20 protein-coding genes are annotated in these 23,009 nt (G+C 73.7%); 10 read left to right on the top strand and 10 right to left on the bottom strand.

The window, feature by feature from the left end:
- The first annotated feature begins 24 nt into the window (after nucleotides 1-24).
- Both ACIQG9_RS15200 and ACIQG9_RS15195 read left to right on the top strand, forming a co-directional pair.
- Complete coding sequence (locus ACIQG9_RS15200; RefSeq protein WP_400402162.1) at nucleotides 25-810, top strand: HpcH/HpaI aldolase/citrate lyase family protein; 786 nt, start codon at nucleotides 25-27, stop codon at nucleotides 808-810.
- A complete protein-coding gene (locus ACIQG9_RS15195; RefSeq protein ID WP_400402160.1) occupies nucleotides 807-2,054 on the top strand; it encodes an exo-alpha-sialidase in 1,248 nt (415 codons plus the stop codon). The genes ACIQG9_RS15200 and ACIQG9_RS15195 overlap by 4 nt, the downstream gene beginning before the upstream one ends.
- Here ACIQG9_RS15195 and ACIQG9_RS15190 read toward each other — a convergent pair.
- From ACIQG9_RS15190 to ACIQG9_RS15180, 3 genes are read right to left on the bottom strand one after another with little or no spacing between them, the layout of a single operon-like run.
- Nucleotides 2,041-2,505 (bottom strand): hypothetical protein, encoded by a 465-nt coding sequence (locus ACIQG9_RS15190; RefSeq protein WP_400402159.1) that lies wholly within the window; start codon nucleotides 2,503-2,505, stop codon nucleotides 2,041-2,043. The genes ACIQG9_RS15195 and ACIQG9_RS15190 overlap by 14 nt on opposite strands.
- Nucleotides 2,480-3,115, bottom strand: a complete 636-nt coding sequence (locus ACIQG9_RS15185; RefSeq protein WP_400402157.1) for an RNA polymerase sigma factor — start codon at nucleotides 3,113-3,115, stop codon at nucleotides 2,480-2,482. Before ACIQG9_RS15185 ends, ACIQG9_RS15190 begins: the two co-directional genes overlap by 26 nt.
- 28 nt (nucleotides 3,116-3,143) lie before the next feature.
- Nucleotides 3,144-4,547 (bottom strand): S8 family serine peptidase, encoded by a 1,404-nt coding sequence (locus tag ACIQG9_RS15180; RefSeq protein WP_400402155.1) that lies wholly within the window; start codon nucleotides 4,545-4,547, stop codon nucleotides 3,144-3,146.
- A 190-nt stretch (nucleotides 4,548-4,737) separates the two neighbouring features.
- On the opposite strand from ACIQG9_RS15180, the gene ACIQG9_RS15175 reads away from it, so the two are divergent.
- A complete protein-coding gene (locus tag ACIQG9_RS15175; RefSeq protein ID WP_400402153.1) occupies nucleotides 4,738-7,353 on the top strand; it encodes a CHAT domain-containing protein in 2,616 nt (871 codons plus the stop codon).
- Nucleotides 7,354-7,549: 196 nt separating this feature from the next.
- Here ACIQG9_RS15175 and ACIQG9_RS15170 read toward each other — a convergent pair whose 3' ends face one another.
- A complete protein-coding gene (locus ACIQG9_RS15170) occupies nucleotides 7,550-7,687 on the bottom strand; it encodes a VOC family protein (RefSeq protein WP_400402460.1) in 138 nt (45 codons plus the stop codon).
- Nucleotides 7,688-7,738: 51 nt separating this feature from the next.
- On the opposite strand from ACIQG9_RS15170, the gene ACIQG9_RS15165 reads away from it, so the two are divergent.
- The 3 genes from ACIQG9_RS15165 to ACIQG9_RS15155 all read left to right on the top strand — a co-directional run bounded on the left by ACIQG9_RS15165 (nucleotide 7,739) and on the right by ACIQG9_RS15155 (nucleotide 10,585).
- A complete protein-coding gene (locus ACIQG9_RS15165; RefSeq protein ID WP_400402151.1) occupies nucleotides 7,739-8,758 on the top strand; it encodes a LacI family DNA-binding transcriptional regulator in 1,020 nt (339 codons plus the stop codon).
- Nucleotides 8,755-9,990: an MFS transporter gene (locus ACIQG9_RS15160; protein ID WP_400402149.1), complete on the top strand. Its 1,236-nt coding sequence runs from the start codon at nucleotides 8,755-8,757 to the stop codon at nucleotides 9,988-9,990. Before ACIQG9_RS15165 ends, ACIQG9_RS15160 begins: the two co-directional genes overlap by 4 nt.
- A 175-nt stretch (nucleotides 9,991-10,165) precedes the next feature.
- Nucleotides 10,166-10,585 carry a VOC family protein gene (locus ACIQG9_RS15155; protein WP_400402147.1) on the top strand — a complete coding sequence of 140 codons (420 nt, stop codon included), beginning with the start codon at nucleotides 10,166-10,168 and terminating at the stop codon, nucleotides 10,583-10,585.
- A gap of 22 nt (nucleotides 10,586-10,607) precedes the next feature.
- Here the strand turns inward: ACIQG9_RS15155 and ACIQG9_RS15150 are convergent, their stop codons facing one another.
- Together ACIQG9_RS15150 and ACIQG9_RS15145 are read right to left on the bottom strand one after the other, a co-directional pair.
- Nucleotides 10,608-11,036 (bottom strand): VOC family protein, encoded by a 429-nt coding sequence (locus ACIQG9_RS15150; protein WP_400402458.1) that lies wholly within the window; start codon nucleotides 11,034-11,036, stop codon nucleotides 10,608-10,610.
- Nucleotides 11,037-11,203: 167 nt separating this feature from the next.
- Nucleotides 11,204-11,761 carry a DinB family protein gene (locus tag ACIQG9_RS15145; RefSeq protein WP_400402145.1) on the bottom strand — a complete coding sequence of 186 codons (558 nt, stop codon included), beginning with the start codon at nucleotides 11,759-11,761 and terminating at the stop codon, nucleotides 11,204-11,206.
- Nucleotides 11,762-11,823: 62 nt separating this feature from the next.
- Between ACIQG9_RS15145 and ACIQG9_RS15140 the strand changes: the two genes are divergently transcribed.
- The 4 genes from ACIQG9_RS15140 (at nucleotide 11,824) to ACIQG9_RS15125 (ending at nucleotide 14,884) form a co-directional block, all read left to right on the top strand.
- Nucleotides 11,824-12,825 (top strand): helix-turn-helix transcriptional regulator, encoded by a 1,002-nt coding sequence (locus tag ACIQG9_RS15140; protein ID WP_400402143.1) that lies wholly within the window; start codon nucleotides 11,824-11,826, stop codon nucleotides 12,823-12,825.
- Nucleotides 12,826-12,929: 104 nt separating this feature from the next.
- Complete coding sequence (locus tag ACIQG9_RS15135; protein WP_400402141.1) at nucleotides 12,930-13,340, top strand: hypothetical protein; 411 nt, start codon at nucleotides 12,930-12,932, stop codon at nucleotides 13,338-13,340.
- Nucleotides 13,341-13,355: 15 nt separating this feature from the next.
- Nucleotides 13,356-13,952, top strand: coding sequence for a cell wall protein (locus tag ACIQG9_RS15130; protein ID WP_400402139.1), 597 nt, complete (start codon nucleotides 13,356-13,358; stop codon nucleotides 13,950-13,952).
- 65 nt (nucleotides 13,953-14,017) lie between these two features.
- The gene (locus ACIQG9_RS15125) at nucleotides 14,018-14,884 is read left to right on the top strand and encodes a MauE/DoxX family redox-associated membrane protein (protein WP_400402138.1); all 867 of its coding nucleotides are present in this window, start codon (nucleotides 14,018-14,020) and stop codon (nucleotides 14,882-14,884) included.
- A 187-nt stretch (nucleotides 14,885-15,071) separates the two neighbouring features.
- On the opposite strand, the gene ACIQG9_RS15120 is transcribed toward ACIQG9_RS15125, so the two are convergent.
- From ACIQG9_RS15120 to ACIQG9_RS15105, 4 genes are all read right to left on the bottom strand, one after another.
- The gene (locus ACIQG9_RS15120) at nucleotides 15,072-17,903 is read right to left on the bottom strand and encodes a PQQ-dependent sugar dehydrogenase (RefSeq protein WP_400402136.1); all 2,832 of its coding nucleotides are present in this window, start codon (nucleotides 17,901-17,903) and stop codon (nucleotides 15,072-15,074) included.
- Between the two features lie 90 nt (nucleotides 17,904-17,993).
- Nucleotides 17,994-19,160 (bottom strand): ThuA domain-containing protein, encoded by a 1,167-nt coding sequence (locus ACIQG9_RS15115; protein ID WP_400402134.1) that lies wholly within the window; start codon nucleotides 19,158-19,160, stop codon nucleotides 17,994-17,996.
- Nucleotides 19,161-19,746: 586 nt separating this feature from the next.
- A complete protein-coding gene (locus ACIQG9_RS15110) occupies nucleotides 19,747-20,655 on the bottom strand; it encodes an NADP-dependent oxidoreductase (RefSeq protein ID WP_400402132.1) in 909 nt (302 codons plus the stop codon).
- Between the two features lie 179 nt (nucleotides 20,656-20,834).
- Nucleotides 20,835-22,889, bottom strand: a complete 2,055-nt coding sequence (locus tag ACIQG9_RS15105; protein ID WP_400402130.1) for a copper resistance protein CopC — start codon at nucleotides 22,887-22,889, stop codon at nucleotides 20,835-20,837.
- Nucleotides 22,890-23,009 lie beyond the last annotated feature (120 nt).

Raw genomic sequence — 23,009 nt, 5'->3', positions numbered from 1 at the left:
AACCCGCCGGAGGAATGGAACACCGTGACCACTACCGACCCGATCCCCGCCCGCGCCTTCGCCGACCGGTTGCGCCGCCGCGAGCGCGCGGTGGGCTACTGGGTGGTGCTCGACTCCCCCGTCGCCACCGAGCGGATCGCCCGGCTCGGCTACGACTACGTCTGCCTCGACGCCCAGCACGGGCTGATCGAGTACGGCGGCATCCTGCGCGGCCTCACCGCGATCGACGCCGGCGGCGGGTCGGTGGGCCTGGTCCGGGTCGGGGCGAACGACCCGTACCAGATCGGCCGGGCCCTCGACGCCGGCGCCGCCGGCGTCATCGTGCCGATGGTCGACTCGGCCGACGACGCCGCGCGGGCGGTGGCCGCGGCGACCTACCCGCCGCACGGCGTCCGCTCGTACGGGCCGATGCGCTCCGCGCTGCGCATCGGTCCGGTGCCGGCCGAGGCCGACGCCGCCGTCACCTGCCTGGCGATGATCGAGACGCCGGGCGGGCTGGCGAACGTGGAGCGGATCTGCGCCGTCCCCGGCCTGACCGGGATCTACGTCGGGCCGTCCGACCTGTGCCTCGCCATCGGCGGCACCCACCCGGGCGATCCCCGGGTCGCGGCGGCGTTCGAGGCGGCGCTGGCCCGGATCAGCCGGGCTGCGGCCGACGCCGGGGTGGCAGCCGGCATCCACACCGCCAGCGGCGAGGACGCGTCCCGCCGGCTGGCCCAGGGCTTCACCTTCGCGACGGTCTCCTCGGACCTGGTGCATTTGGAGCAGGCGGCGGCCGACCACCTGCGCTCGGCCGGGGGCGGCCGGTGAGCGCAGCGGCTCCCCTGGTCGCCGACGGCGTGCTGCGCGACCGGCCCGACGGGCTGGGCGAGGCGGTTCTGCCCACCCGCACCGTCCAGGCGCACGCGGCGAACCTCGCGGTGCTGCCCGGGGGCGACCTGGGCTGCGTCTGGTTCGGCGGCACCCAGGAGGGGGTGGCCGACGTCTGCGTCTGGTTCTCCCGGCTGCCGGCCGGCGCCGACCGGTGGAGCGACCCGGTACGGCTGAGCGACGACGGCACCCGCTCCGAGCAGAACCCGGTGCTGTTCGGCACGCCGGCCGGGGAACTCTGGCTGCTGCACACGGCGCAGCACGCCGGTGACCAGGACACCGCCGTGGTCCGGGCCCGCGTCTCCGCCGACGGGGGCGCGACCTGGGGGCCGGCGCGGGAGCTGCTGGCCTCCCCGCAGGGTGGCCTCTTCGTCCGGCAGCCGCCGGTGGTGCTGCCGTCGGGGCGGTGGCTGCTCCCGACGTTCACCTGCCCCCGGTTGCCGGGCCACCGCTGGGTCGGCGACCACGACACCAGCAGCGTGTGGTTCTCCGACGACGCCGGTGCCACCTGGCGGGAGACGCCGGTGCCGGGCTCCACCGGCCGGGTGCACATGAACATCGTGCCGCGGGCGGGTGGCGGGTACGCGGCGTACTTCCGCAGCCGCTGGGCCGACCACGTCTACCGGAGCGGGTCCCCCGACGGCGTCACCTGGGAGCCGCCGCAGGCCACCGCGCTGCCGAACAACAACTCGTCGATCCAGGCGGTGGCGCTGGGCGACGGTCGGGTGGTGCTGGTGGGCAACGGCAGCAGCCGGCGCGACGCCGTGGCCCGGCGGATCTCCCTGTACGACGAGATCGACGACCACGGGATCGTCGACGGCGCCGGGCCGCAGGTACGCCCGGTCGACCCGGGCACGGTCGGCGACGACGCCGACGGACGGACCGCGTTCTGGGGCGCTCCCCGGGCGCCGCTCGTCCTCGCCGTCTCCCCCGACGACGGGGTGAGCTGGCCGGTCCGGTGGGTGCTGGCCGACGGGGACGGCTACGCCCTGTCCAACAATTCCCGGGACGGCGTCAACCGCGAGCTGAGCTACCCCTCGGTGGTCGTGGACGGCGCGGGTGAGCTGCACGTGGCCTTCACCCACCACCGGCAGGCGATCCGCCACCTGCGGATCCCGGTGCGGTCGGTGCTGGACCGGCTCGGTCACCATCGCGTCGACGGTGGTTCCGCTACCGCAGGCTGACCCAGGTGGTGGCCACCGTGTATCCGCCGGTGCGGGCGCGGAGCTGGACCGGACCGCGCGGCGGAGCGGCCAGCGAGAAGAAGCCCACCGCGTCGAGCGCCGCCTCGTCGTAGGTCCCGGACGCCGTCTGCGCCCTGACCCGCCCGCCGCAGGCCGGGGAGAGCTGCCCGACGATCCCGGCGTCGCTCACCTCGATCTCCAGGACGACCGGGCCACTGCGGAACGACAGCGTCCGCGTCGAGCCGGCCGACCGGGTCAGCCCGGCCGGCTCGGCGTCGCACGCCGAGTCGAACGTCAGCTCGGCGAGCGCCAGATCCGCGTCCACGCTGCGCCAGGCGAACGCCGCCAGCGCCGCGGTCAGGAACTCCTCCGGAACCGGCCCGGCGTCCCACAGCGCCGCGCCCAGCTCGGTGGTCAGGGCATCGTCACCGGCCGGCGGCCACTGCTCCATCGCGTTCACCCCCGTTCGTGCGGGTGGAAGGCGCCCCGAGGTACGGGGCGAGGGCCGGGCAGTCACGCAGCCTGCGCAGGCAGCGCGCCTGGGTCGGCCCGATGCTACCGACCGGCACGCCCAATCGTTCGGCGATCTCCCGATAGCTGGACGGCGGGTCGGCCGTCAACAGGGACAGTAGCGCCTGGCAGCGGGCCGGGAGCTGCGCGAAGCCCTCCCGCAGCGCCTGCTGCCGCTCCGCGCGCAGCAACTCCTCGTCCGGGTCCGCCGCGTCCGCCGCGCGGGAGAAGCCGGGGTACGCGTCGAGCGCGTCGTCGTGCGGATCGAAGGACTGGGTGCGCCGGCTGAGGCGGGAGAGCCGGTAGCACTCGCGCCGGGTCGTGGTGGCCAGCCAGGCGGTCAGCGCCTCCGGGTCCCGCAACCGTCTCAGGTGCTCGACCAGGCGCAGCCAGACGGTCTGGTTGACGTCGCCCGCGTCGGTACGGTTCAGGTCGTGCGAGCGGATCACCGAGTACACGAACGGGGTGTACCGGCGGACCAGTTCGACCCATGCCGACTCGTCCCCGTCGGCGGCGGCGGACACCAGGCTGGTCGCGCTCCGGTCGGTCACGACGACACCTCCGGCCCGCGGGTGCGGCTCATCCGACGAGCACGCCGTAGTCGGGTTGCCAGCGGGGCGCCGCGAGCAGCACCGTGCGCGCCGCGTCGGCGCTCAGGCCACCGGCGGTCATCAGGGCGGCGAGCCGGCCGGAGACGTGCGCCGTGGCGAACGAGGTGCCGGCCCAGGCGGCGAAGCCGTGGAAGACCAGGGTCGGCCGGCCGGGCAGCGGTAGTTGACCCTCGACGTACGTGCTGTCGCGTTCACCGAGGGCGCAGGCGTCGACCCAGGTCCCGAATCCGCTGTAGGCCGCCGGGACGATGCCGCCGGAGCCGGCGCTGACCGCGGCGACCGCGACGACCCGGCCCAGGGCGGCCGGCCAGACCGGCCGGTTGTGGCCGGCGTTGCCGGCCGCCGCGACCACGGCGCTCGTCGGGGGCAGCGCGGCCACGGCGTTGGCCAGCGGCAGCGAGGGCTGGTCGTCCTGGGTGAAGCCGCCCAGGGACAGGTTGATCACGGACACGTCCGGCGCGAGCCGGCCCATGGCGGCCACCACGGTCGCCTCGTCGCCGACCCCGCTGGCGTTCAGCGCCTGCTCCGGGTCGACGCGTACCCCCGGCGCGGCCTGCCGGACCACGCCGGCGACGAAGGTGCCGTGCCCGCCCTGCGGGGCGAGCACGTCGGTGTGCACGTACAGGGGGTCCTCGTCGTCGACCTGCGGCAGGTACGCGCCGCCGAGCCACTGCGGGTGGTAGCCGCCGGCCTGCTGCCAGATGCCGGTGTCGCAGATCCCGACGGTGACGCCCGCGCCCTCACCGGACCGGGTCTTGTCCGGCGGCGGCAGCGCGGCGGCGGCCCGGGGCGGGCTGCCCGGGTTGCCCATGATGTTGCCCAGGCCCAGCAGCACGTGGTGCGGCTGGACCTTCGGCACCGGCTGGCCGGGCCACTGCTGGGGGTCGCGCAGTGCGGTCACGACTCCCGGGACGTCGGTCTCCCGGTCGAACAGCAGCCGGCTGACGCCGGCGAAGCCGGCCCCCACCGTCACCGGGTAGCCGCGGGCGCGCAGCCAGGCGGTGACCCGCTGGGTGTCGGCGACGGCGGCGAGCAGTTGCCGGGGCCGGTAGAGGAACTCCCGCCCCGGCGTGCTGTGCCGGCGGACGTCCCGGTCGGCGGCCAGCGCCTCGTCGAACGCCCGCTGGTAGGCGGCGTCGTCCGCGCTGTCGCCGAGCGGCGAGACCGGACGCGGGCCGGTGCCGAGCACCGGGACGGGGCGCAGCCCGGCGCCGAGCACCGGGACGGGGCGCAGCCCGGCGCCGAGCACCGGGACGGGGCGCAGCCCGGCGCCGAGCGGCGCCGTCGCCACGGCGAGCGCGGACGCCGCCAGCAGCCGGCGTCGGGACAGCCGGCCGGCGAGGCGCGGCGCGGTGGGGTGGTCAGGCGGCACGGGTCCTCCATGCGGATCGACAGGAGCGCGCCCGCCGGTGGCCGGCGCGGCCGAATTCCCCGGGGCACCGCCGATTCTTCCAAAGCATAGGTTAATGTCAATGACACGAATGGTCGGGCGCGGATTTCCGACATTCCGGTGTCGGTTGTCGACATTGACGACGCGCCGTCCGTCGTGGACTCTCTGTGGCATGCCCGACAGCACCGGTTCCGGTGCCGGGGCGGCGCAGGCGGCGCTCGACGCCGTCCAGCGCTACCCGCGCGAGGCGATCACGATCGCCGAGCGGGTGCTCGCCGCCGGCCGCAGCGCCGGCGACGACGAGCGCTCCACCGCCGAGCGGGCCACCGGGCTGGCCCTGCGGGAACTCAACGACCTGCCCGGCGCGCTGCGCCACCTGCGCCGGGCGGTGCGGGCCGCCGGCACGCCCCGGACCAGGGCACTGGCCCGGATGAGCCTCGGCTACGTGCTGGCCAACGCCGGCCGTACCGCTGCGGCGCTGCGCGCCGTGACCGCCGCGCTGCCCCAGCTCACCGGGGCCGACGCCGGGCGGGCCCGGATGCAGCGGGGGGTGGTGCTGCACTACCGCGGACGGTACGACGAGGCGGTGCGCGACTACGGCTTGGCCATCGACATCGCCCAGCGTGAGGGCGACACCCTGTTGGAGGCGCGGGCCCGCAACAACCGGGGACTGCTCAACGCCCACCGGGGCTCCGCCGGCGGCACCGACGACGACCTCGCCCGGGCGGCGGCCGCCTTCCAGCGGCTCGGGCTCGACCTCGCGGCGGCCGACGCGCGCTGGAACAGCGGGATCGCGGCCGGCCAACGCGGCGACATCGCGGCGGCGCTGCGCTGCTTCGCCGCCGTGGACGAGGAGTACCGGCGGCTCGCCGTGCCCCGGCCGGCGCTGCTGCTGGACCGGTTCGAGCTGCTGCTGTCGGTGCCCCTGGTCGACGAGGCGGTCGAGGTCGCCGCCGCCGCGGTCCGCGAACTCCGCCGCCGGGGGATGGCCTCGGACCTTGCCGAGGCGCTGCTGGCCCGGGCCCGGGCCGCGCTGCTCGCCAACGACCTGGACACCGCGACCGGGGCCGCCGCGCAGGCCCGGGTCCGGTTCCGGCGCCAGGGCCGCCGCACCTGGGCCGCCTTCGCCCGGCACGTCGAGCTGCGCGCGGAGTTCCGCCGGGGCACCCGGTCGGCGACCCTGCTCACGGCGATGGCCCGCACCGCCGACCAGCTCGACGCCACCGGCTGGCCGGGCCCGGCGCTGACCACCCGGATCGAGGCCGGCCTCCTGGCCGCCGCCTCGGGCCGTGCCGGCCGGGCGGTGGCCCTGTTCGAGGTGGCCGCCCGGGCCCGCCGCCGGGGCACCGCGCCCCGGCGGGTCCAGGGTTGGTACGCCCTGGCCCTGTCCCGCCGACTGAACGGCGACGACCCCGGCGCGGCCCGGGCGCTGCGCCGGGGGTTGGCCGTGCTCGACCGGCACCGGACGTCGCTCGGCGCCACGGAGCTGCGGGCCCACAGCGGGACGTACGGGCGGGAGTTGGCGGCCGAGGGCCTGGACATCGCGGTCCGGGCCGGTGCGCCGGCCCGGGTCCTGGCGTGGGCGGAGCGGTGGCGGGCCAACACCCTGCGGATGCGGGCGGCGCTGCCTCCCGACGACCCCGACCTGGTGGCGGCGCTCGCCGAGCTCAGGCTGGTCAGCAGCCTACTGGAGGACGCGGTGCTGGCCGGCCGCCCGGCGCACGCGCTGCGCGGCCGGCAGGCCCGGCTGGAGCAGCGCATCCGGGACCTGGGCCGGCGGGTGCCCGGCGGGACCGGCGTGGTGACCCCGCCCGGCGTGGGCACGCTGGCCGACCGGCTCGGCTCCCGCGTGCTGGTCGAGCTGGTGGCCCACGGCGACCGGCTCCGGGCGGTGCTGGTCCGTGACGGCCGGGCCAGCCTGCACGACCTCGGTCCGCTCGCCGAGGCGGTGCACCTGGCCCGGTCGCACCGGTTCGGCCTGCGCCGGCTGGTCACCACCGGGGACTCGGCCGCCGCGCGGGCCGGGGCCGGGCACGCGGCGGCGGCGCTGGACCGTCAGCTCTTCGACCCGTTGCGGCGGCACCTGGCCGACCGCGCCATGGTGATCGTCCCGGTCGGGGCGCTGCACGCCGTCCCGTGGTCCGGGTTGCCGACCTGCGCCGGGCGCGCCGTGACGGCTGCCCCGTCGGCCACGGTCTGGCTCGGGGCGGACCACCGGCAACCGCCGGCCGGCCCGCCGGTCCTGGCCGGCGGGCCGCGTCTGCCGGCCGCCCAGGCCGAGGTACGCCGGCTCGCGCGGGTCCTGCCCGGGGCCCGCCTGCTCACCGGGGCGGACGCCACCGCCGACGCGTTGACCTCGGCGCTGGACGGTGCCGGGCTGGTGCACATCGCCGCCCACGGCACGTTCCGCGCCGACAATCCCCAGTTCTCCACCCTGGAACTGGCCGACGGGCCGCTGTTCGCGTACGAGTGGGAGCGGGTCGCCCGTCCGCCCGGCTGCGTGGTGCTCTCCGCGTGCGACTCGGGGCTGACCGGGGTACGCCCGGGCGACGAGGTGATGGGCTTCACCGCGGTGCTGCTGGCCCTGGGCGCCCGGTGCCTGATCGCCACCGTGCTGCCGGTGCCGGCCGACCCCACCACCGCGCTCATGCTGGACCTGCACCGACGGATGCGGGCCGGGGCCCGCCCGGCGCAGGCCCTCGCCGACGCCCAGCGGGCGTTCGTCGCGTCCGGCGACAGCACCGCCCGGGCCACCGCGGCGGCGTTCGTCTGCCTCGGGGCCGGGTGACCGCACGCCGCCGGCGGCGGCTGCGGCGCTACCCGGAGTGTCCCGGTCACGCCGTCCCGGGCGGGTCCGGCCTCCGCGCCGGGCCGGGAAGCCCGTGGCGAGGACCCCCTGGCGACGGGCGAGGCGGAGCTGTCGCCGAGCGAGCAGGTCGCGGGCCGGCCGTTGACCGGCCGGCGCCGCACGCACGGGAGACCGGCTACGACACGCAGGACTCGTTGCCCTCCGGGTCGGTGAGCGTGACCCGGCTACGGGCCCGGGCGTCCCTTGTCGAGACCCGCGCGCCGCGCTCGGTGAGCTTGTCGACCGCTTCGCGTGAGAGCGCTCTCGGGTTTATCGTTCAGCGCACGCGGCGGCGGGTGATCGCCGTGGAGAGTGCAGGCACCCGATGGGCAAGGTCAGGCCGACGATCGAGGACGTCGCGCGGGTGGCGGGTGTGTCCCGCGCGACCGTGTCCCGCGTGATCAATGACGTCCCGGGTGCCTCGGGTCCGCTGCGAGCGCGGGTCTACGCGGCCGTGACGGAACTGGGCTACCAGCCGAACGAGGCGGCCAGGGCGCTGGCTTCCGGTCGGCTGCGAGCCGTCGATGTCATCGCGGCGACGTACGGCCCCGGCATCGGATGGCTCAATACCCATCCGTACTTCAGCCGGGTGCTGGCCGGCATGATGCCGGTGCTGGAAGGTGCCCGCGTGCAGCTACGGTTGCACGCGGTCGGCCTTGACGCGGCTGGTGACGTCATCGAGGAGATCGCCGCCAACGCCACCGTCGGAGCGGTTCTCGCCGACATCACCCCGGATCTCGCCAGCCGGTTCCACCGCCGGTGCCGTCGGGTGGTGTCGATGGTGCCGACCTCGGCGTCGGTCCCGGCGATGCGGGCCGACAACGTGGGCGGGGCGTACGCCGCGGTCCAGGAACTCCACCGGCTCGGCCGACGCCGTATCGCCGCCATCCACGGTCCCGTCGCCAACCCCTGCGCCATCGACCGGCGGATCGGCTATCAACGCGCCGTTCACGACCTCGGGCTACCGCGGGTCAGCGCCGACGGCGACTTCCACCGCGACGGCGGTCACCACGCCGCCCAGCAGCTACTACGACACGGCCCGGACCTCGACGCGATGTTTGTCGCCTGCGACCTGATGGCCGCCGGAGCCGTCCAGGCCATCACCGCCACCGGTCGTCGGGTGCCCGACGACGTGAGCATCATCGGCTTCGACGACAGCATCGCCGCCGTCTGCACCAACCCGCCGCTGACCACGATGCGCCTGCCGGTCGAGGAGATGGCCGCCGCCGCCACCCGGCTGCTCCTCGACGGCGTCCCCGCAACAGGTCATCGTCAGCGGTTCCCGGTCGAACTCGTCACCCGCGACAGCACCCCGACACCGACTCGCGGAAGAGGCGATAGATGACCCCGCCCGATCAGATCGAAGCAACCGACCCTGCGCTCGACGAACCCGTAGCGCACCCCTCGGCGCTACGGCTGACACTCACTTCGCCGCTCTACCGCGGCGCGACCATCGCGGTGTTCCTCGGTGCGGTCGGGTTCTCGGCCGCCGCACCACAGATCGCTTCGTTCCTGGTCAACGACCTGGGTGCCTCGCTGCGGGCAGCCGGGCTGTTCTACCTCACCAGCCTCACCGCACCGGTGGCTGGCTATCTGATCGGCCGCCGGTCCGATCGCACCGGACGCCGCCTGGGCCTGTTCCGGTGGTGTGCCGTCCTGGGCTTCGTCGGCTGGATCGGTATCGCCTACTCGACGCAGCTCTGGATGCCGTACCTCATCAGCGCCGTCATCGGCGCGTTCGGCGGCGCGGCAACGTCCCAGCTCTTCGCCGCGATAAACGACCAGCTCACGGCACGCCCCAACCCGCACAACGACGGCGTCGTCGCCGTGGTCCGGATGGCCCTGACCGGCGGTTGGGTCATCGGTCCCGCCGCCGGGGCATTCCTCGCCGCGCACACCTCGCTGCGCACCATGCTGGTCGCCACCGCCCTCTGCACGCTCGCCCAGATCATTCCCCTGGGCACACTGCGCATCACACCCGGCCACGGCAACACGCCGCAGCCGCAGGCGGTCGCTCCCACCGCGAAGGCGATGCTGCCCCTGCTCGCGTTCACCGGGTTGTACGTCCTGGTGTACCTCGGCGAGCCGATCAAATATGCGTACCTGCCGATCTACATGACCGCACAACTGGGGTTCCCGGCCGGGCTCAGCGGAGCGATCATCGGCATCCAGCCGCTGGCCGAGATCATCCTGATGCCGCTGGCAGTCCTCGTCGCCCGCAGAATCGGCATGATGCCCCTCATGGTGATCGGCGCCGCCTTCGGAATCGCTGCCAACATCTGCTTCGCCACCACCGGCACCGCTGCCGGTCTGTTCACCGGCCAGATCCTCATGGGCGCGGTGTGGGGCGTGTTCGCCGCCCTCGGCATCATCGTTGCCCAGCGGCTCCTCCCGACAGCCGTCGCCACCGCCTCTGCGGTGTTCATCAGCTCCACCGCCCTGGCCTCCGCCCTGGGCGGTGCCGCCGGAGGACTCGGCGCCGCGTCCATCGGCCTGCCCCTGGTCTTCCTCATCCCCGCCGCAGCCGGGCTGCTCGCCACCGTCGGACTCGCCCTGATGGTCCGAACGGAGAGCTGACGGCCGCGTCATCGGCGGGATCGGAGCGTTCCCCCATCCGGGTCCCACCCCGCTCGGATCGGCTCTGAAACACGGGCCGTACGCCGGACCGCGATCCGGAGGTTTCGGCCCGTCTTCTTCGGGAACGCCGACATCGGCCCGAATCTCCAGGGTGGTCCGGTAAGAGGGGGTAGATGTGACTCTGGCCAACGCGGCACCCGACTATTTCAAACCCGAGGACGGGATGTTCCTCGCCACTCTGTTGATTGTTCGCGATCTCGATCGGTCGCGCGAATACTACGAGCGAGTATTCGGAGCCACCTGTGTGCACGAGAGCAATCCGTTGATCATGAGGTTCTTCAACAGCTACATCATCATCAACGTCGAGGGCGGCCCCACCGATGACAAGCCGACGGTGCAGGCGGTAGCACCAACGGATTCCGATACTCTGAGCTGCGCGATGAACGTTCGGGTTGCCGATATCCGGAAGCTCTACAAGGAGTGGAAGGCCCGTGGTGCGGACTTCCTCACCGAGCCGAAGGACCACGGCACGGAGATCCGGTGCTATCTGCGCGACCCCGACGGCTATCTGGTTGAGATCGGGCAGGGGCTCTGACCGCGGCGCGCGCCGACCCGGCTCAGGCGACGCAGAATTCGTTGCCCTCCGGGTCGGTGAGGACGGTCCACTCGCCCCCCGGCTCCCTGACCTGCCGGACCAGCGTCGCGCCGTGCTCCCGCAGCCGGGCCACGGTCGCCTCCCGGGCATCGTGGCCGGCGTGGACGTCGACATGGAGACGGTTCTTCACCGCCTTCGACTCCGGAACGCGGTTGAACAACAGCCGCCGACCCAGACCCGCACCACTGACCGGATCGAACGGATCCTCGGGATGCCGCACCGCTGCGGCGTCCCGCCAGAACAGCCTTCCCTCGAACTCGACACGCAGCCGGGCGTCGACCGCCCCGGCGGCCAGCAGTTGCTCGATCAGCGGGCTGTTGTCCTCGATCAGGTAACCCAGTGCCTCCGCCCAGAACACCGCCTGGCGATGCGGATCAGCCGCATCGAACACCAACTTCCAACCAACCGCCATCAGAGACCTCCATCCCTGGGCCTGCCCCACCGGCAGCCCAATAACCAGTACCGCTGAAACCGCGCGGTGGCAGCGGCACGGACACCGTCACCGCCAGCGGAAACAAACGACCCGGCAAGACCAATGGAACCGGTGTGCCACCGCCGTCATCTGCGGCCCTGGTAGAGATCACGGAGCAGGCAGACCTCGGCTCCGTGATGGATCGTCTCCCGGTTGATGTGGAGCACGAGCGCCGCCATCGGGAAGTCGGCGTATGCCCCTTCGGCCGGGCCGCAGGGGCGGGCCAACCCGTCGTCGCCCAACCCCCGCACGCCCTTGGTCCAGGTGGCGTACGCCTCGTCGAGCTGTCGGAGTGCCTGGTCGGCGGTGCCGGCGTAGCCGAAGCTGTCGTAGTCGCACGGTGGGCCGCCGAAGTGGGCGGCGTTGCGCTGGCCGAGGACGGCGACGATGAGGTGGCCCAGCCGCCAGGCGATGGTCGTCACGGGTGGCGGCGTCGGTTCCGGCTGTTCGTACTCGATGACGTACTCGCCGGAACCGTGCGCGGCCTCGGCGCGGCACTCCGCCCGTGGGCGCACGCTCCAGGATCCCGCGACGGGCTCCCAGCGGTACTCGTCGTCGGTCAACCCGTCGAGCCGGCGCCGTAGCTGGTGGTGCCAGTGCCAGTCCACCTGGTCGGCCAGTTGTTCGCTCCAGTCGATGGTCATGCCGCCCACGCTATGCGCAATTGCGGACAGATCCGGTCCTCGTTGTCTGACACCCTTGATTCATGTACGACACGTCGGCGCGCCTGCTGCGGCTGCTCTCGATGCTGCAGACACGACGCGAGTGGACCGGTCCCGAGCTGGCCGGACGGCTCGACGTCACGGTACGGACCCTGCGCCGTGACGTGGCCCGGCTGCGCGGCCTGGGCTACCCGGTCCGGGCCACCCCGGGCGTGGCCGGCGGCTACCAGCTCGCCGCTGGGGCGACGCTGCCACCGTTGCTGCTCGACGACGACGAGGCGGTCGCGGTGGTGCTGAGCCTGCGAACCGCGACCAGCCACACCGTGACCGGCATCGCCGAAACCTCGCTGCGCGCGCTGGCCAAGCTGGAGCGCCTGCTCCCGGCCCGGCTGCGCCAGCGGGCGGCCGCCCTGCGGCTGGCCACCGTGCCGTTGACCGGGCCGGAGCCCACCGTCGACCCGGCCACCCTCACCGTGATCGCCGAGGCGTGCCAGGACCAGCACCGGCTCACCTTCGGATACCGCAGCCGCGACGGCGCGGCCAGCGTCCGCACGGTGCAGCCGCACCGGGTGGTGCACACCGGCCGCCGGTGGTATCTGGTGGCGTACGACGAGACGCGCGACGACTGGCGCACCTTCCGGGTGGACCGGATCGACGACCCGCGGTCGACCGGGGTCCGGTTCACCCCTCGCGACCCGCCCGACGCGGCGGCCTTCGTGTCGGACTCCGTCTCGACCGCGCCGTACCGCGTCCGGGCCCGCGTCCTGGTCCACGCCCCAGCCGACGTGGTGGCGGAGCGCTTTCCACCCACGACCGGCATCGTGGAGCCGGTGGACCCGACGAGCTGCCTGCTCACCACCGGCGCGGACTCGGTGCCGCCCATCGCGGTGCACCTCGCCCTGCTGGGACACGACTTCACCGTGCTCGAACCCACCGACCTGGTGCAGGAGTTGCGGGTGCTGGCCGACCGGCTGCACCGCGCCGCCAGCAGGGGCGGAGCCACGATCATCTCGGCGGACGGTGGCGGCGGCGGACCGCGTACGTAGGAAACCTTCCCTCCAGACGTTGACTTCGGTGGTTTTCAACACAACAATCGCGGTCTATATCGACATTCATCGTTGTCGATGACCATCTCTGGAGGGAGGTACCCATGGCAGCACTGCAAGGCGAGGTGTCGTGGTTCTGCTGCGGCAGCGCCTGGGGACCCTGCGGCACCACGGGCGGCGGCGCCTGCGGCACCTGCAGCTCGGGCAACTACCAGCACGCCTGGCCGAACACCTCGGACGCATGCCTGGCCATCACCCGCCCGGACACCTGCGGGATCGGGATGAGCCGCCGCGGCTGCGGCTTCCGGCACTACACCACCAACCTCTGCAACGGCGCCCGGGTCGGCACCACGATCGCCGACTGCGGGCCGCAGACCGACCTGTTCTGCGGTGAGCGCACCTGCTGCGGCGCGGCCTGCGGCAGCAACCGGATCATCGACCTGACGCCCGCCGCGTTCAGCGCGATCGCCAGTCTCTCCACCGGGCTCCGGCCCTGCTCGGTCGACTCCATCTGAACGGGAGGCCGCACCATGCACCAGACCCTGGACCGTAGACGACTGCTCGCCACCGCCGCGCTCGGCGGCGTGGTCGGCGCCACCGGGCTCGGCTCGCTCGCCCCCGAGGCGGCCTTCGCCGCAACGGCGGCGACCATCGAACCGGGCGCACCGGACCCCAATTTCGCCGAGGGCCGGATCAGCAAGGTCACCGGCAACATGCTGCTGGTCACCGGCTCGGACACCGTGTTGCACTCGATCCGGATCACCGACGGCACGAGCATCTGGAAGCTGCACCCGACCACGTTCGACCGGGTGGCCGTCGGCGACGGGCTCTACGCCCGCGGCGTCCGCCTGCCCGACGGCACGCTCGCCGCGGAATCCGTCTGGGTCAACATCGTCAACCTGCACGGGCACATCGCCGCCGTCGGCCGCAACGTGCTGCACCTCGACCACCAGGGCCGGCGGATCGTCGCGCACGTCGTGCCGGACCGCTCCGCCGCGGTCTACAACGGCACCCCGGCGGTCAGCGACCTGTCACTGCTGCGGGTCGGCCGGCACGTCCAGGTGCTCGGCGCCTGGCACCCGGACACCAACGAACTCGACATCGCCACCGTCTACGCCGCCGCCTGACCGGCGACGCCCGGGCGGCGCGCACCGCCCGGGCGTCGTTCCGCCGACAACCGATGGGAGAACCCATGATCGAAATGATCGCGGCACTGCAACCGCTGATCGTCGGTGCGGTGCTGCTCTGGTCCGCGCGCGTCAAGCTGTTCAGCCGGCACGCCGCCACGGCGGCCAACCGGTCGGCGCTCGTCCGGCTGCTCGGGCAACGCCGAGCGCTGCCCGCGTACCGGCTGCTCGGCGGGGTCGAGCTGACCCTCGGCGCGCTGCTCCTGCTGCCACCCGTGCTGCGGCTGGAGGCGGTCGCCGCGACCGTGCTGGCCGTCGGCTTCCTCGGCTACCTGACCTACGCCCGCCGGGCCGCCCCGGACTCCTCCTGCGGCTGCCTGAGCGCCCGCCCGACCCCCGTCTCCGGTCGCAGCCTGGCCCGGGCCGGGTTGCTGGTGACGGCGGGCGGGCTGGCCGGACTGGCCCCCGTCGGCTGGGCGACCGCGCTCACCGGGCGACCACTGGCCGGCACCGCCGTGCTGCTCGCCGAACTGGCGGCGGTGGTGGCGCTCTCGCCGGAGCTGGACGTGGCCTGGCTGCTGCCGCTGCGCCGGCTGCGCGCCCGACTGACCCACCCGCTGCGCGGCGGCTCCGGCGTGCCGCTGCTCGCCACCGTGCACCAGCTCCAACTCAGCGATTCCTACCGGCGGGTGGCGCCGCTGCTCCGCTCCGACGTGCGGGAACACTGGGACGACGGCGACTGGCGCTTCGTCGGGCACGCCGCGCTCTACCAGGGCCGCCCGGTGACCGCGGTGTTCGCCGTGCCACTGGCCGACCGGGAGCCGGACGCGGTGCGGGTCGCCGTGGTCGACGACGCCACCGGGCACACCCTGCTGAGCCTGGCCGGCCTGACGCAGCCCACCCGGCCCCGGCTCACCGTCGTCCCCGGCTAGCGGGTACCGAGCAGGGCGGACATGCCGCCGGGTCAGGGTCATGCCGGAGCGGCACACCGGCATCCGGGCCACCCGGCGACACCGGGGCGGGTATGGGGATGTCCTCCCGCCGTACCCGCCCCGGTGTCGCCAGCCGACCGCGCCGAGGGCCCGGGGCGGTGTGCGACCAGCCCGGGCCCGCCGGCCGTCAGCCGGTGAGGTCGAACTTCTCCCAGAGCCCGATCGCCGCGCGGTTGGCGATCAGCGGCGACGCCCCGGCGTTCTCGGCGGTCACGATCTGGTTGTTGACCAGGGCCCGCAGGCTGACAGTCCCGTCGGAATTGGTGACGAGCTGGAAGGTCTCCCACGGGCCGATCGCGGTACGGTTCGCGATCAGCGGCGACGCGCCCGCGTTGTCGGCGCAGACGTACAGGCCGTTGGCGCGGGACCGCAGGGCGATGTTGCCGTTGCCGGCGTCGACCCGGTCGAACTGTTCCCACGACCCGACGGTCGCCCGGTTCGCGATCAGCGGCCCACCGGCGTTGTCCGCCGTCACGTACTGACCGTTGGCCCGGGCCCGGACGCTGACCGCCCCGGTGCCACCGCCCGAGCCGGTGGCGAAGGTGAACGAGTCGAGGTCGAACAGGTTGCCGGCGCCGCCCTTGAACACCAGGTACAGCGTGGTCGGCGTGGACGGCGCGTTGGTGATGGCGCCGGACACGGTGGTGAAGGTCTCCCAGCTTCCGGTCACCGGCACCGTGACGGTGCCCAGCAGGGTGCCGGTGGCCGATCCGGTACGCACCTCGATGGTGCCGCCGGCGCCCGCCGAGGAGACCCGCGCGGTGAACCGGTTGGCGTTGGCCAGGTGGTACGGCTGGTACGAAATCCAGTCGTTGTTGTCGATGAACCCGGCGGTCCGGCCGCCCTCGGCGCTGGCGTGGTCGGCGAGCTGGACGCCGCCGGACTGGGCGCCGAAGTGCTCGCCCTGCCGGTGCTTCGGTTGCAGGGTCTTGATGCTGTGCGTGGTGAGCCCGCCGTTGTCGGTGTACGCGGCGTCGAAGACGCCGTAGATGTTGGCCGCCGCGTCGTGCTCGCCGTCGACCGGGATGGTGATGGTGCCGCTGCAACCGGTCTTCGAGGTGATCTGGTGGGCGTGGCTGTCGTGGCCCAGCGCGTAGCTGACCGTCACCCGGGCACAGTTGATCGTGCCGTCCTCCGGGTCGCTCACGGTGACCTGGAACGGCACCGTGTCACCGAAGTCGAAGAGCTGTCCGTTGGTGGGCAGGGTCAGCGACACCGTCGGAGCGGTGTTGCCGACGGTGACGACCAGGCTCGCCGTGCCGGACAGGCCGGTCGGGTCGGTGACCTTCAGGGTGGGGGTGTAGGTGCCGTTGGTGGTGTACGTCTTGGTCGGGTTGGCCGCCGTCGAGGTGGTCCCGTCGCCGAAGGTCCACAGGTAGCTCAGCGCCCCGCCCTCCGGGTCGGAGCTGCCGGCGGAGGAGAAGGTGACGGTCAGCGGGCTCGACCCCGACGTGGGGTTCGCCGAGGCGACCGCGACGGGGCTGCGGTTGCCGCCGCCGATGTACTCGACCCGGTAGAGCGCCTGGTTGTTCGCCCCGGTGCCGTAGTCCAGCGCGTAGAGCGCGCCGTCGGGCCCGAAGGCCAGGTCCATCACCTGGGTGCCGGTCCACGGGAAGTCGGAGATCTCGCCGGGCGAGCCGTCGGCGTTCACCGCGATCGCCTTGATCCAGCGGCGACCGTACTCGCCGGCGAAGTAGCGGCCGTCCAGCGACGCCGGGAACTTCACGCTGGAGTTGAGCGCCGCGTTGTACCGGTACACCGGTCCGCCCATCGGCGACTCGGAGCCGCCGCCGAACTCCGGCGGCGATCCGGCGTCGCCGTACTTGATCCAGCTCGGCTTCGCCGCCGGCAGCGTGGTGAGGCCGGTGTTGCGGAACGAGTTGTTGGTCGGCCCGCCGGCGCAGTTGTACTTGGCCAGCGACGGCCCGGACGGGAAGGTGTACTCGTTGTACGTCTCGGTCGTCGTGTTGGTGCCGGTGCAGTACGGCCAGCCGTAGTTGCCGGGCCCGGTGATCCGGTTGAACTCGACCTGGCCACCGGGGCCCCGGTTGGGGTCGGTGGTGCCGGCGTCCGGGCCGTAGTCGCCGAGGTAGACGATGCCGGTCGGCTTGTCCACGCTCATCCGGAACGGGTTGCGGAAGCCCATCGCGTAGATCTCGGGCCGGGTCCTGGCCGTGCCGGGCGGGAACATGTTCCCGGCCGGGATGGTGTACGAGCCGTCCGGCTGGGGCTTGATCCGCAGCACCTTGCCGCGCAGGTCGTTGGTGTTGCCCGACGAGCGCTGGGCGTCGAACTGCGGGTTGCGGTCGGTCCGCTCGTCGATGGGGGTGTACGAGTTGGACTCGAACGGGTTGGTGTCGTCACCGGTGGTCAGGTAGAGGTTGCCGGCGGCGTCGAAGTCGAGGTCGCCGCCGACGTGGCAGCACTGGCCCCGGTCGTTGTCGACCTGGAGCACGATCCGCTCACTGCCGAGGTTGAGCGTGTCGTCGGCGTTGAGGGTGAACCGGGACAACCGCAGGTGCCCCTTCCAGCGGTCGAAGTCCGCCGCCGTCCCACTGGTCGGGGCGTCCCCGGCCGGGGTGCTCAGGGTGGGCGAGTAGTAGAGGTAGACGTACCTGTTGGTGGCGAAGCCGGGGTCGACGGCGACGCCCTGTAGGCCCTCCTCGTCGTGGGTGTAGACCGACAGGGTGCCGGCGACCTTGGTGTTGCCGGCGGCGTCGGTCACCCGCACGGTGCCGTTGCGAGCCGTGTGGATCACCGAACGGTTGGGCATGACGGCCAGCGACATGGCCTCACCGAGTTCAGCCGCGCCGGTGGCGAGGGTGACCTGCTGGTAGTCGGCGGCGGGGATCGGGGCGGCCTGCGCGGCCGGTGGGGCGGCGACGGCAAGGGTGACGCTCGCGGCGGTGGTGAGCGCCGCGACGAGCGCGCGGGGCCAGCGCCGGGGGTACGAGGGCATGATCGTCCTTTCTCGACGATCCGGGTCGGGCGCGTGGGGGCGCGCCACGACCGGGTGGTGTGACGTGGGGGTGGTCCGGGGCGGGCGCGGTCAGCCGGTGACCAGGTCGAACTTCTCCCACTGGCCGATGGTGGCCCGGTTGGCGACCAGGGCGGCGGCGCCGCCGTTCTCCGCGACCACGTACCGGTTGTTGACCAGGGCCCGGAGGCTGACCGTGCCGTCGGAGTTGCGGACGAGCTGGAAGGTCTCCCAGGCACCGGCGGCGGCCCGGTTCGCGACCAACGGGGCGGCGCCGGCGTTCTCCGCGCAGACGTACATGCCGTTGGCGGTGGAGCGCAGCGCCACGTTGCCGCCGCCGAGGTCGACCAGGTCGAACCGCTCGGTGGCGCCGACGGCGCTCCGGTTGGCGATCAGCGCGGTGGTGGCGTTCGGCGCGCTGACGTACTGGTTGTTGGCCCGGGCCCGCAGGCTGGTGCCGCTGGGCGGCGGGGTGGTACGCGGCGTGCAGTCGGCCGCCACCGCGCCCGAGGCGACCCGCAGGCCGCCGAGCAGCATCCGGGTGAAGTTCGGGTCGCTGTACGACTCCTCGGTGTGCCCGAGCCCGGTGTACCAGGCCCGCCCGCCGCCGTAGGACCGGCACCAGGTGATCGGATGGTCGCCCATGTTCCCGCCGCTGTACGACGACTCGTCGAGGCTGGCCAGCACCCGCACGTTCGACCTGGGGTTGGTGCGGTAGTTGTACCACTCGTCGCTGCGTACCCAGGTGTCGGCCAGGTGGGCGGTGGAGGGGTTCGTCCGGTCCTCGACCCGGATGGTGGCGGACTGGATCGCCGGGTGCGAGTGGAACCACGCGCCGACCAGCCCGCCGTACCACGGCCAGTCGTACTCGGTGTCGGCGGCGGCGTGGACGCCGACGTACCCGCCACCGGCGGTGATGTAGGACTCGAAGGCCGTCTGCTGGGTGGCGTTGAGGACGTCGCCCGTCGTCGACAGGAAGACCACCGCCTGGTACTGGGCCAGGTTCGCGGTGGTGAACTGGGCGGCGTCCTCGGTCGCGGTCACCGTGAACCCGTTGGCGGCGCCGAGCTGCTGGATGGCGGCGATGCCGTTGGGGATGGACGAGTGGCGGAAGCCGGCGGTCTTGCTGAACACCAGGACCTTGGTCAGTGGCGCTGCCGAGGCCGGGGCCGGCGCGGCCACCAGGCTGGCCAGTAACACGGCCAGGCCGGCGATGAGTGCTAACGCACGGGAACGCATGCTCTGCTCCTCTGCTGAGCGTCGGCCCGGGCGGGCACACCACTGGCGTGCGGGCCCGCCGGGGCCGAGGTGGCGGTGGTACGGAGGCCGGGCCGCCGATGCTCGGCTGAGGGCGGTACAGGTGGTGCGGTGGTGGTGGTGCTGCGGTGGTGCGGTGCCTGCCGGTCGGATCGCTCCGGCCGGGTGGTGACGCGACGCGACGCCGTGGCGAGGTCCGCTCCCGCGCTCCCCCATCCGCCGACGAGGGAAGCGTCACGCCGCGACCGGCAGCGCCAGCAACGGGCTGGCGTGCCGGCGGGAACGGTGTCAGGACCGGGTCAGGCCCGTCAGCCGCTGGTGCCGGAGCCTGGATCCATCGATGCCCCTCGCCGCGTTGGTCAGGGTCGACAACGCCCGACCGGCCGGTGTGGACGGTCGCAACGAATCGACTCGTATCGCTGGGAGGAAGTTAACCCCCGATGTCCGCGCTCCGTCAAGCCCGCGTTTCGGCCTTCACCGGACGTCGTGTTCCCGACGTCGGCAGCCGGAGCGGGCAGGCCACGACCCACCCTGCGGCCGTCGGTTCGGCCCCCGGAGCCGGGATCGCTCAGCCGACCCGGAGGATCAGTTTGCCCCGCACGTGACCGCCCTGGCTGATCTCGTGAGCCTCGGCGGCCTGGTCGAGTTCGAAGGTCCGGGCGACGGGGAGGCTGAACTCGCCCCGTTCGAAGAGCCGCGCCGCCTCGTCCAGCCCCTGGTACGACCGGCCCTCGGCGCCGCTGGTCATCCGTACGCCGTACCGCTGGGCGTCCGGGTCGGAGATGGTCAGCACCTTGTCGGACGTACCGGTGATCTCGACCAGGTCGGGCAGGGCCCCCTTGCCGGCGGTGTCCAGGGCCTCGTCCACCCCGTCGGGAGAGATGTCCCGGACCCGTTCCACCAGCCCCGGGCCGTAGCTGGTCGGGTTGACGCCCAGCGCGCGCAGGAAGTCGTGGTTGGCCGGACTGGCGGTGCCGATCACGGTGGCTCCCCGGTGGCGGGCGAGCTGCGCGGTGGCCAGACCCACCCCACCGGACACCCCGTTGACCAGCAGGATGTCGTCCTCGCCCACGCCGAGCAGGTCGAGGGCACGCACGGCGGTCTCCGCCGCGACCGGCAGCCCGGCCGCCTCCTCCCAGGACATCACCGGCGGCTTGGCGGCGAAGTGCTCCAGCACCGCGTACTCGGCGTAGCCGGCGGCGGTGGCGAAGCCGAAGACCTCGTCGCCCACGCCGACCCCGGACACGCCCGCGCCGACCTCGTCGACCACCCCGGCCACGTCGCTGCCCGGGATGGTCGGCAGCGACAGCGGCATCATCTCGCGCATCGCCCCGCTGCGGATCTTCCAGTCCATCGGGTTGACCCCCACGGCACGCACGGCCACCCGGACCTGGCCCGGTCCGGCGTGCGGCTCGGGCACCTCGACCGGCCGCAGCACCTCCGGGCCGCCGTAGTCGGCGAACTGCACCGCTCTCATCTGCCACCCCCCACGTCGACCGGACGCCGACGCGCGACCGGCCGGCAGTGGTTATCCTCTCCGGCGCGTTTCACACCTGCCCAGCGGCTCGTGGCCCGGCCCGGCAAGCACGGACACCCCGGCCGGGCCGGCGCAGCCGGGGACCACCCCCGGCCCGCGCCGACACCGGTCCCGCGACCTCAGCCCACCTCGATCGTGTACTCCGCGGTGTGCACCGTCCCGTCGACCTGGAAGTCGAAGAACGCCCGGTACCGGCCCGTGCTCGGCGCGGTCAGCCAGAACTTGACCGTCCCGTCGACCAGTTCCGGCTCCGGGTGGACATGCACGTAACCCAGGTCGCCCTCGCGAACGACGACCAGATGCCCGTACGCGCCCAGGTAGCGCTCCAACCGCGGCGGTCCAGGCGGCCCGGACCCGCCGACCCGGAAGGACAGCGGCACCGTCACCCCCACCGTCGGCGTGCCGCCCATCGACACCGTGAACGGCCCGGCCGCCGCCTGCGACTGGGCCGGCGGCAGCGCGGCCGGGACGTGCGCGCCGGGAACCTGGTGGTCGACGCCGAGGACCAGCGGCAGCGCGGTGCCGTCGGCCCCGGTGACCGAGAAGTCGGCGTAGATGCGGTAGCCGCCTGCCCGGGGCAGGGTCAGCGGCACACTCCAGGTGCCGTCGGCCGTCATGGTGGGATGCAGATGCTGGTACCCGCTCAGGTCACGGCCCACCACGACCAGATGCAACGGCTTGTCGTGTACGACCGCGAAGCGCGTCGCCGGCTGCCGGTCGGGCCCGACGATCCGGAACCGGTAGTCCAGCCGCTCGCCGACCGGCTGGGACCGCGCCACCGGCTGGAGGGTGTAGCCACCGGCGCTGACCGCCATCCCGGTCACCTGCGCCTGCCCGGTGCCGCCGTCACCCGGATGCGTGTGTGCCCCGGTGCCGGGTCCGTGCTGGTGCCCGTCCCCCGCCGACACCGCCGGCCCGGTGCCGAGCGCCCCGCCGGTGGCCGTCTGCCCGCCGGTGACGCTCCGCCCGTCGGCCGTACCGATCCGTCCGAGGCCGAACCCGGCCAGCAGGGCCACCACCAGCCCACCGACGAACAGCGCGAGACCCGTGTTGCTCAGCCGGGCGCCGACGGTGGGGGCTTCCCCGTCCGCCTCGGCGGCCACATCCGGCGCTACGGTCACGGCAGGCGATCGACCGTCCGCCGGGTCGACGGCAGTTGCCGTCGCCCCCTTCCCGACCGCCGCCGGCACGGCCGCCGCCGGCACGGCCGCGACGGCCGTCCGGGCGGTGTCCGCCGCGCGGCCCCGGCGGGCCGGGGAGACGGCCGCCCGGGTCGCCCTGCCACCGGCGCCCGAGGCGGCGGCCCTGCGATCGGCGCCCGTGCGACCGGTCGCGCCTGTTCCCCGCCCGGGTCGGGAGCCGCCGCCCGGCCGGCGAGGAGCCGCCCCCGCGACGCGGGCCCGGCCGGCCGCCCTGCCCACGGGTGCCCGGCGGCGCCAGCCCACGAGGCCGGCCACCGCCGCCACGGCGGCCACCGCCCCGGCCGTCCACACCCAGCGCCCGGGACCGCCCTCGTCGTCCGGGGCCGTCGACGGAGCGGCGGCCCCGGGCGGGGCCGAGGCCGCCGCCGGCGTGGCCGGCGCGGACGACGTCGCCGCCGAACCGTGCCCGGACGTGGCGTGCTGTTCGGCGGCCGCCACCAGCGACGGATCCGGCTGGTTGGTGGGCGGGCGCCAGCCCTGCGGCGGCGTCGTCACCCGCCCCGTGTAACGGAAGCTCATCGTGCCCCGCACCGGCTCACCGTCCGAGGCCACCGACAGGTAGCTCACCGAGTACTGCCCCACCGCCGGCAGGTGCGCGAGCGTCACCACCGCCGGGTATCCCGTCGCGTACTCACGCGGTTCGAACTTCCCGTCGACCAGCAGGTACTCCCGCACCGGCTTGTCCAGGGGCTTGGCCGCCCCGTGCGCCCAGCCGTTGTCGACCCGACCGCCACCCGGCGCGGTGATCGTGAAGTACGCGTTGCCGGCGACCTTCTCGGTGAAGTAGAGCTCCACCGCCGCCAGCGGCTCGGCCACCGTGGCGCCCGTCGCCGGCGCGGACATCGCCAGCGTGCCATGGGCTGCGGCGGGCGGGGCGGAGCCGAGGACGGCGACGGCCGAGAGGAGGACGAGCGCGAACAGGCCCGAGACGGCACGTCCAGCACGTCTGGCGGCGGGAGGGGAACAACGCATTGGATCATCCTCACGACGGCCGGACTTCAATCAATAGTTCGCCAACTTTTTACGCAAATGGCAAAAGTTCCGACCGCCGCGACTCAACCTCGGAACGCGACCGTCGAAACCCGCCGCCCT

The sequence above is a fragment of the Micromonospora sp. NPDC092111 genome, from assembly GCF_044755745.1.
In the GTDB taxonomy this organism is placed as follows: domain Bacteria; phylum Actinomycetota; class Actinomycetes; order Mycobacteriales; family Micromonosporaceae; genus Micromonospora.
This window is presented reverse-complemented; position numbering and strand designations above follow the sequence as displayed.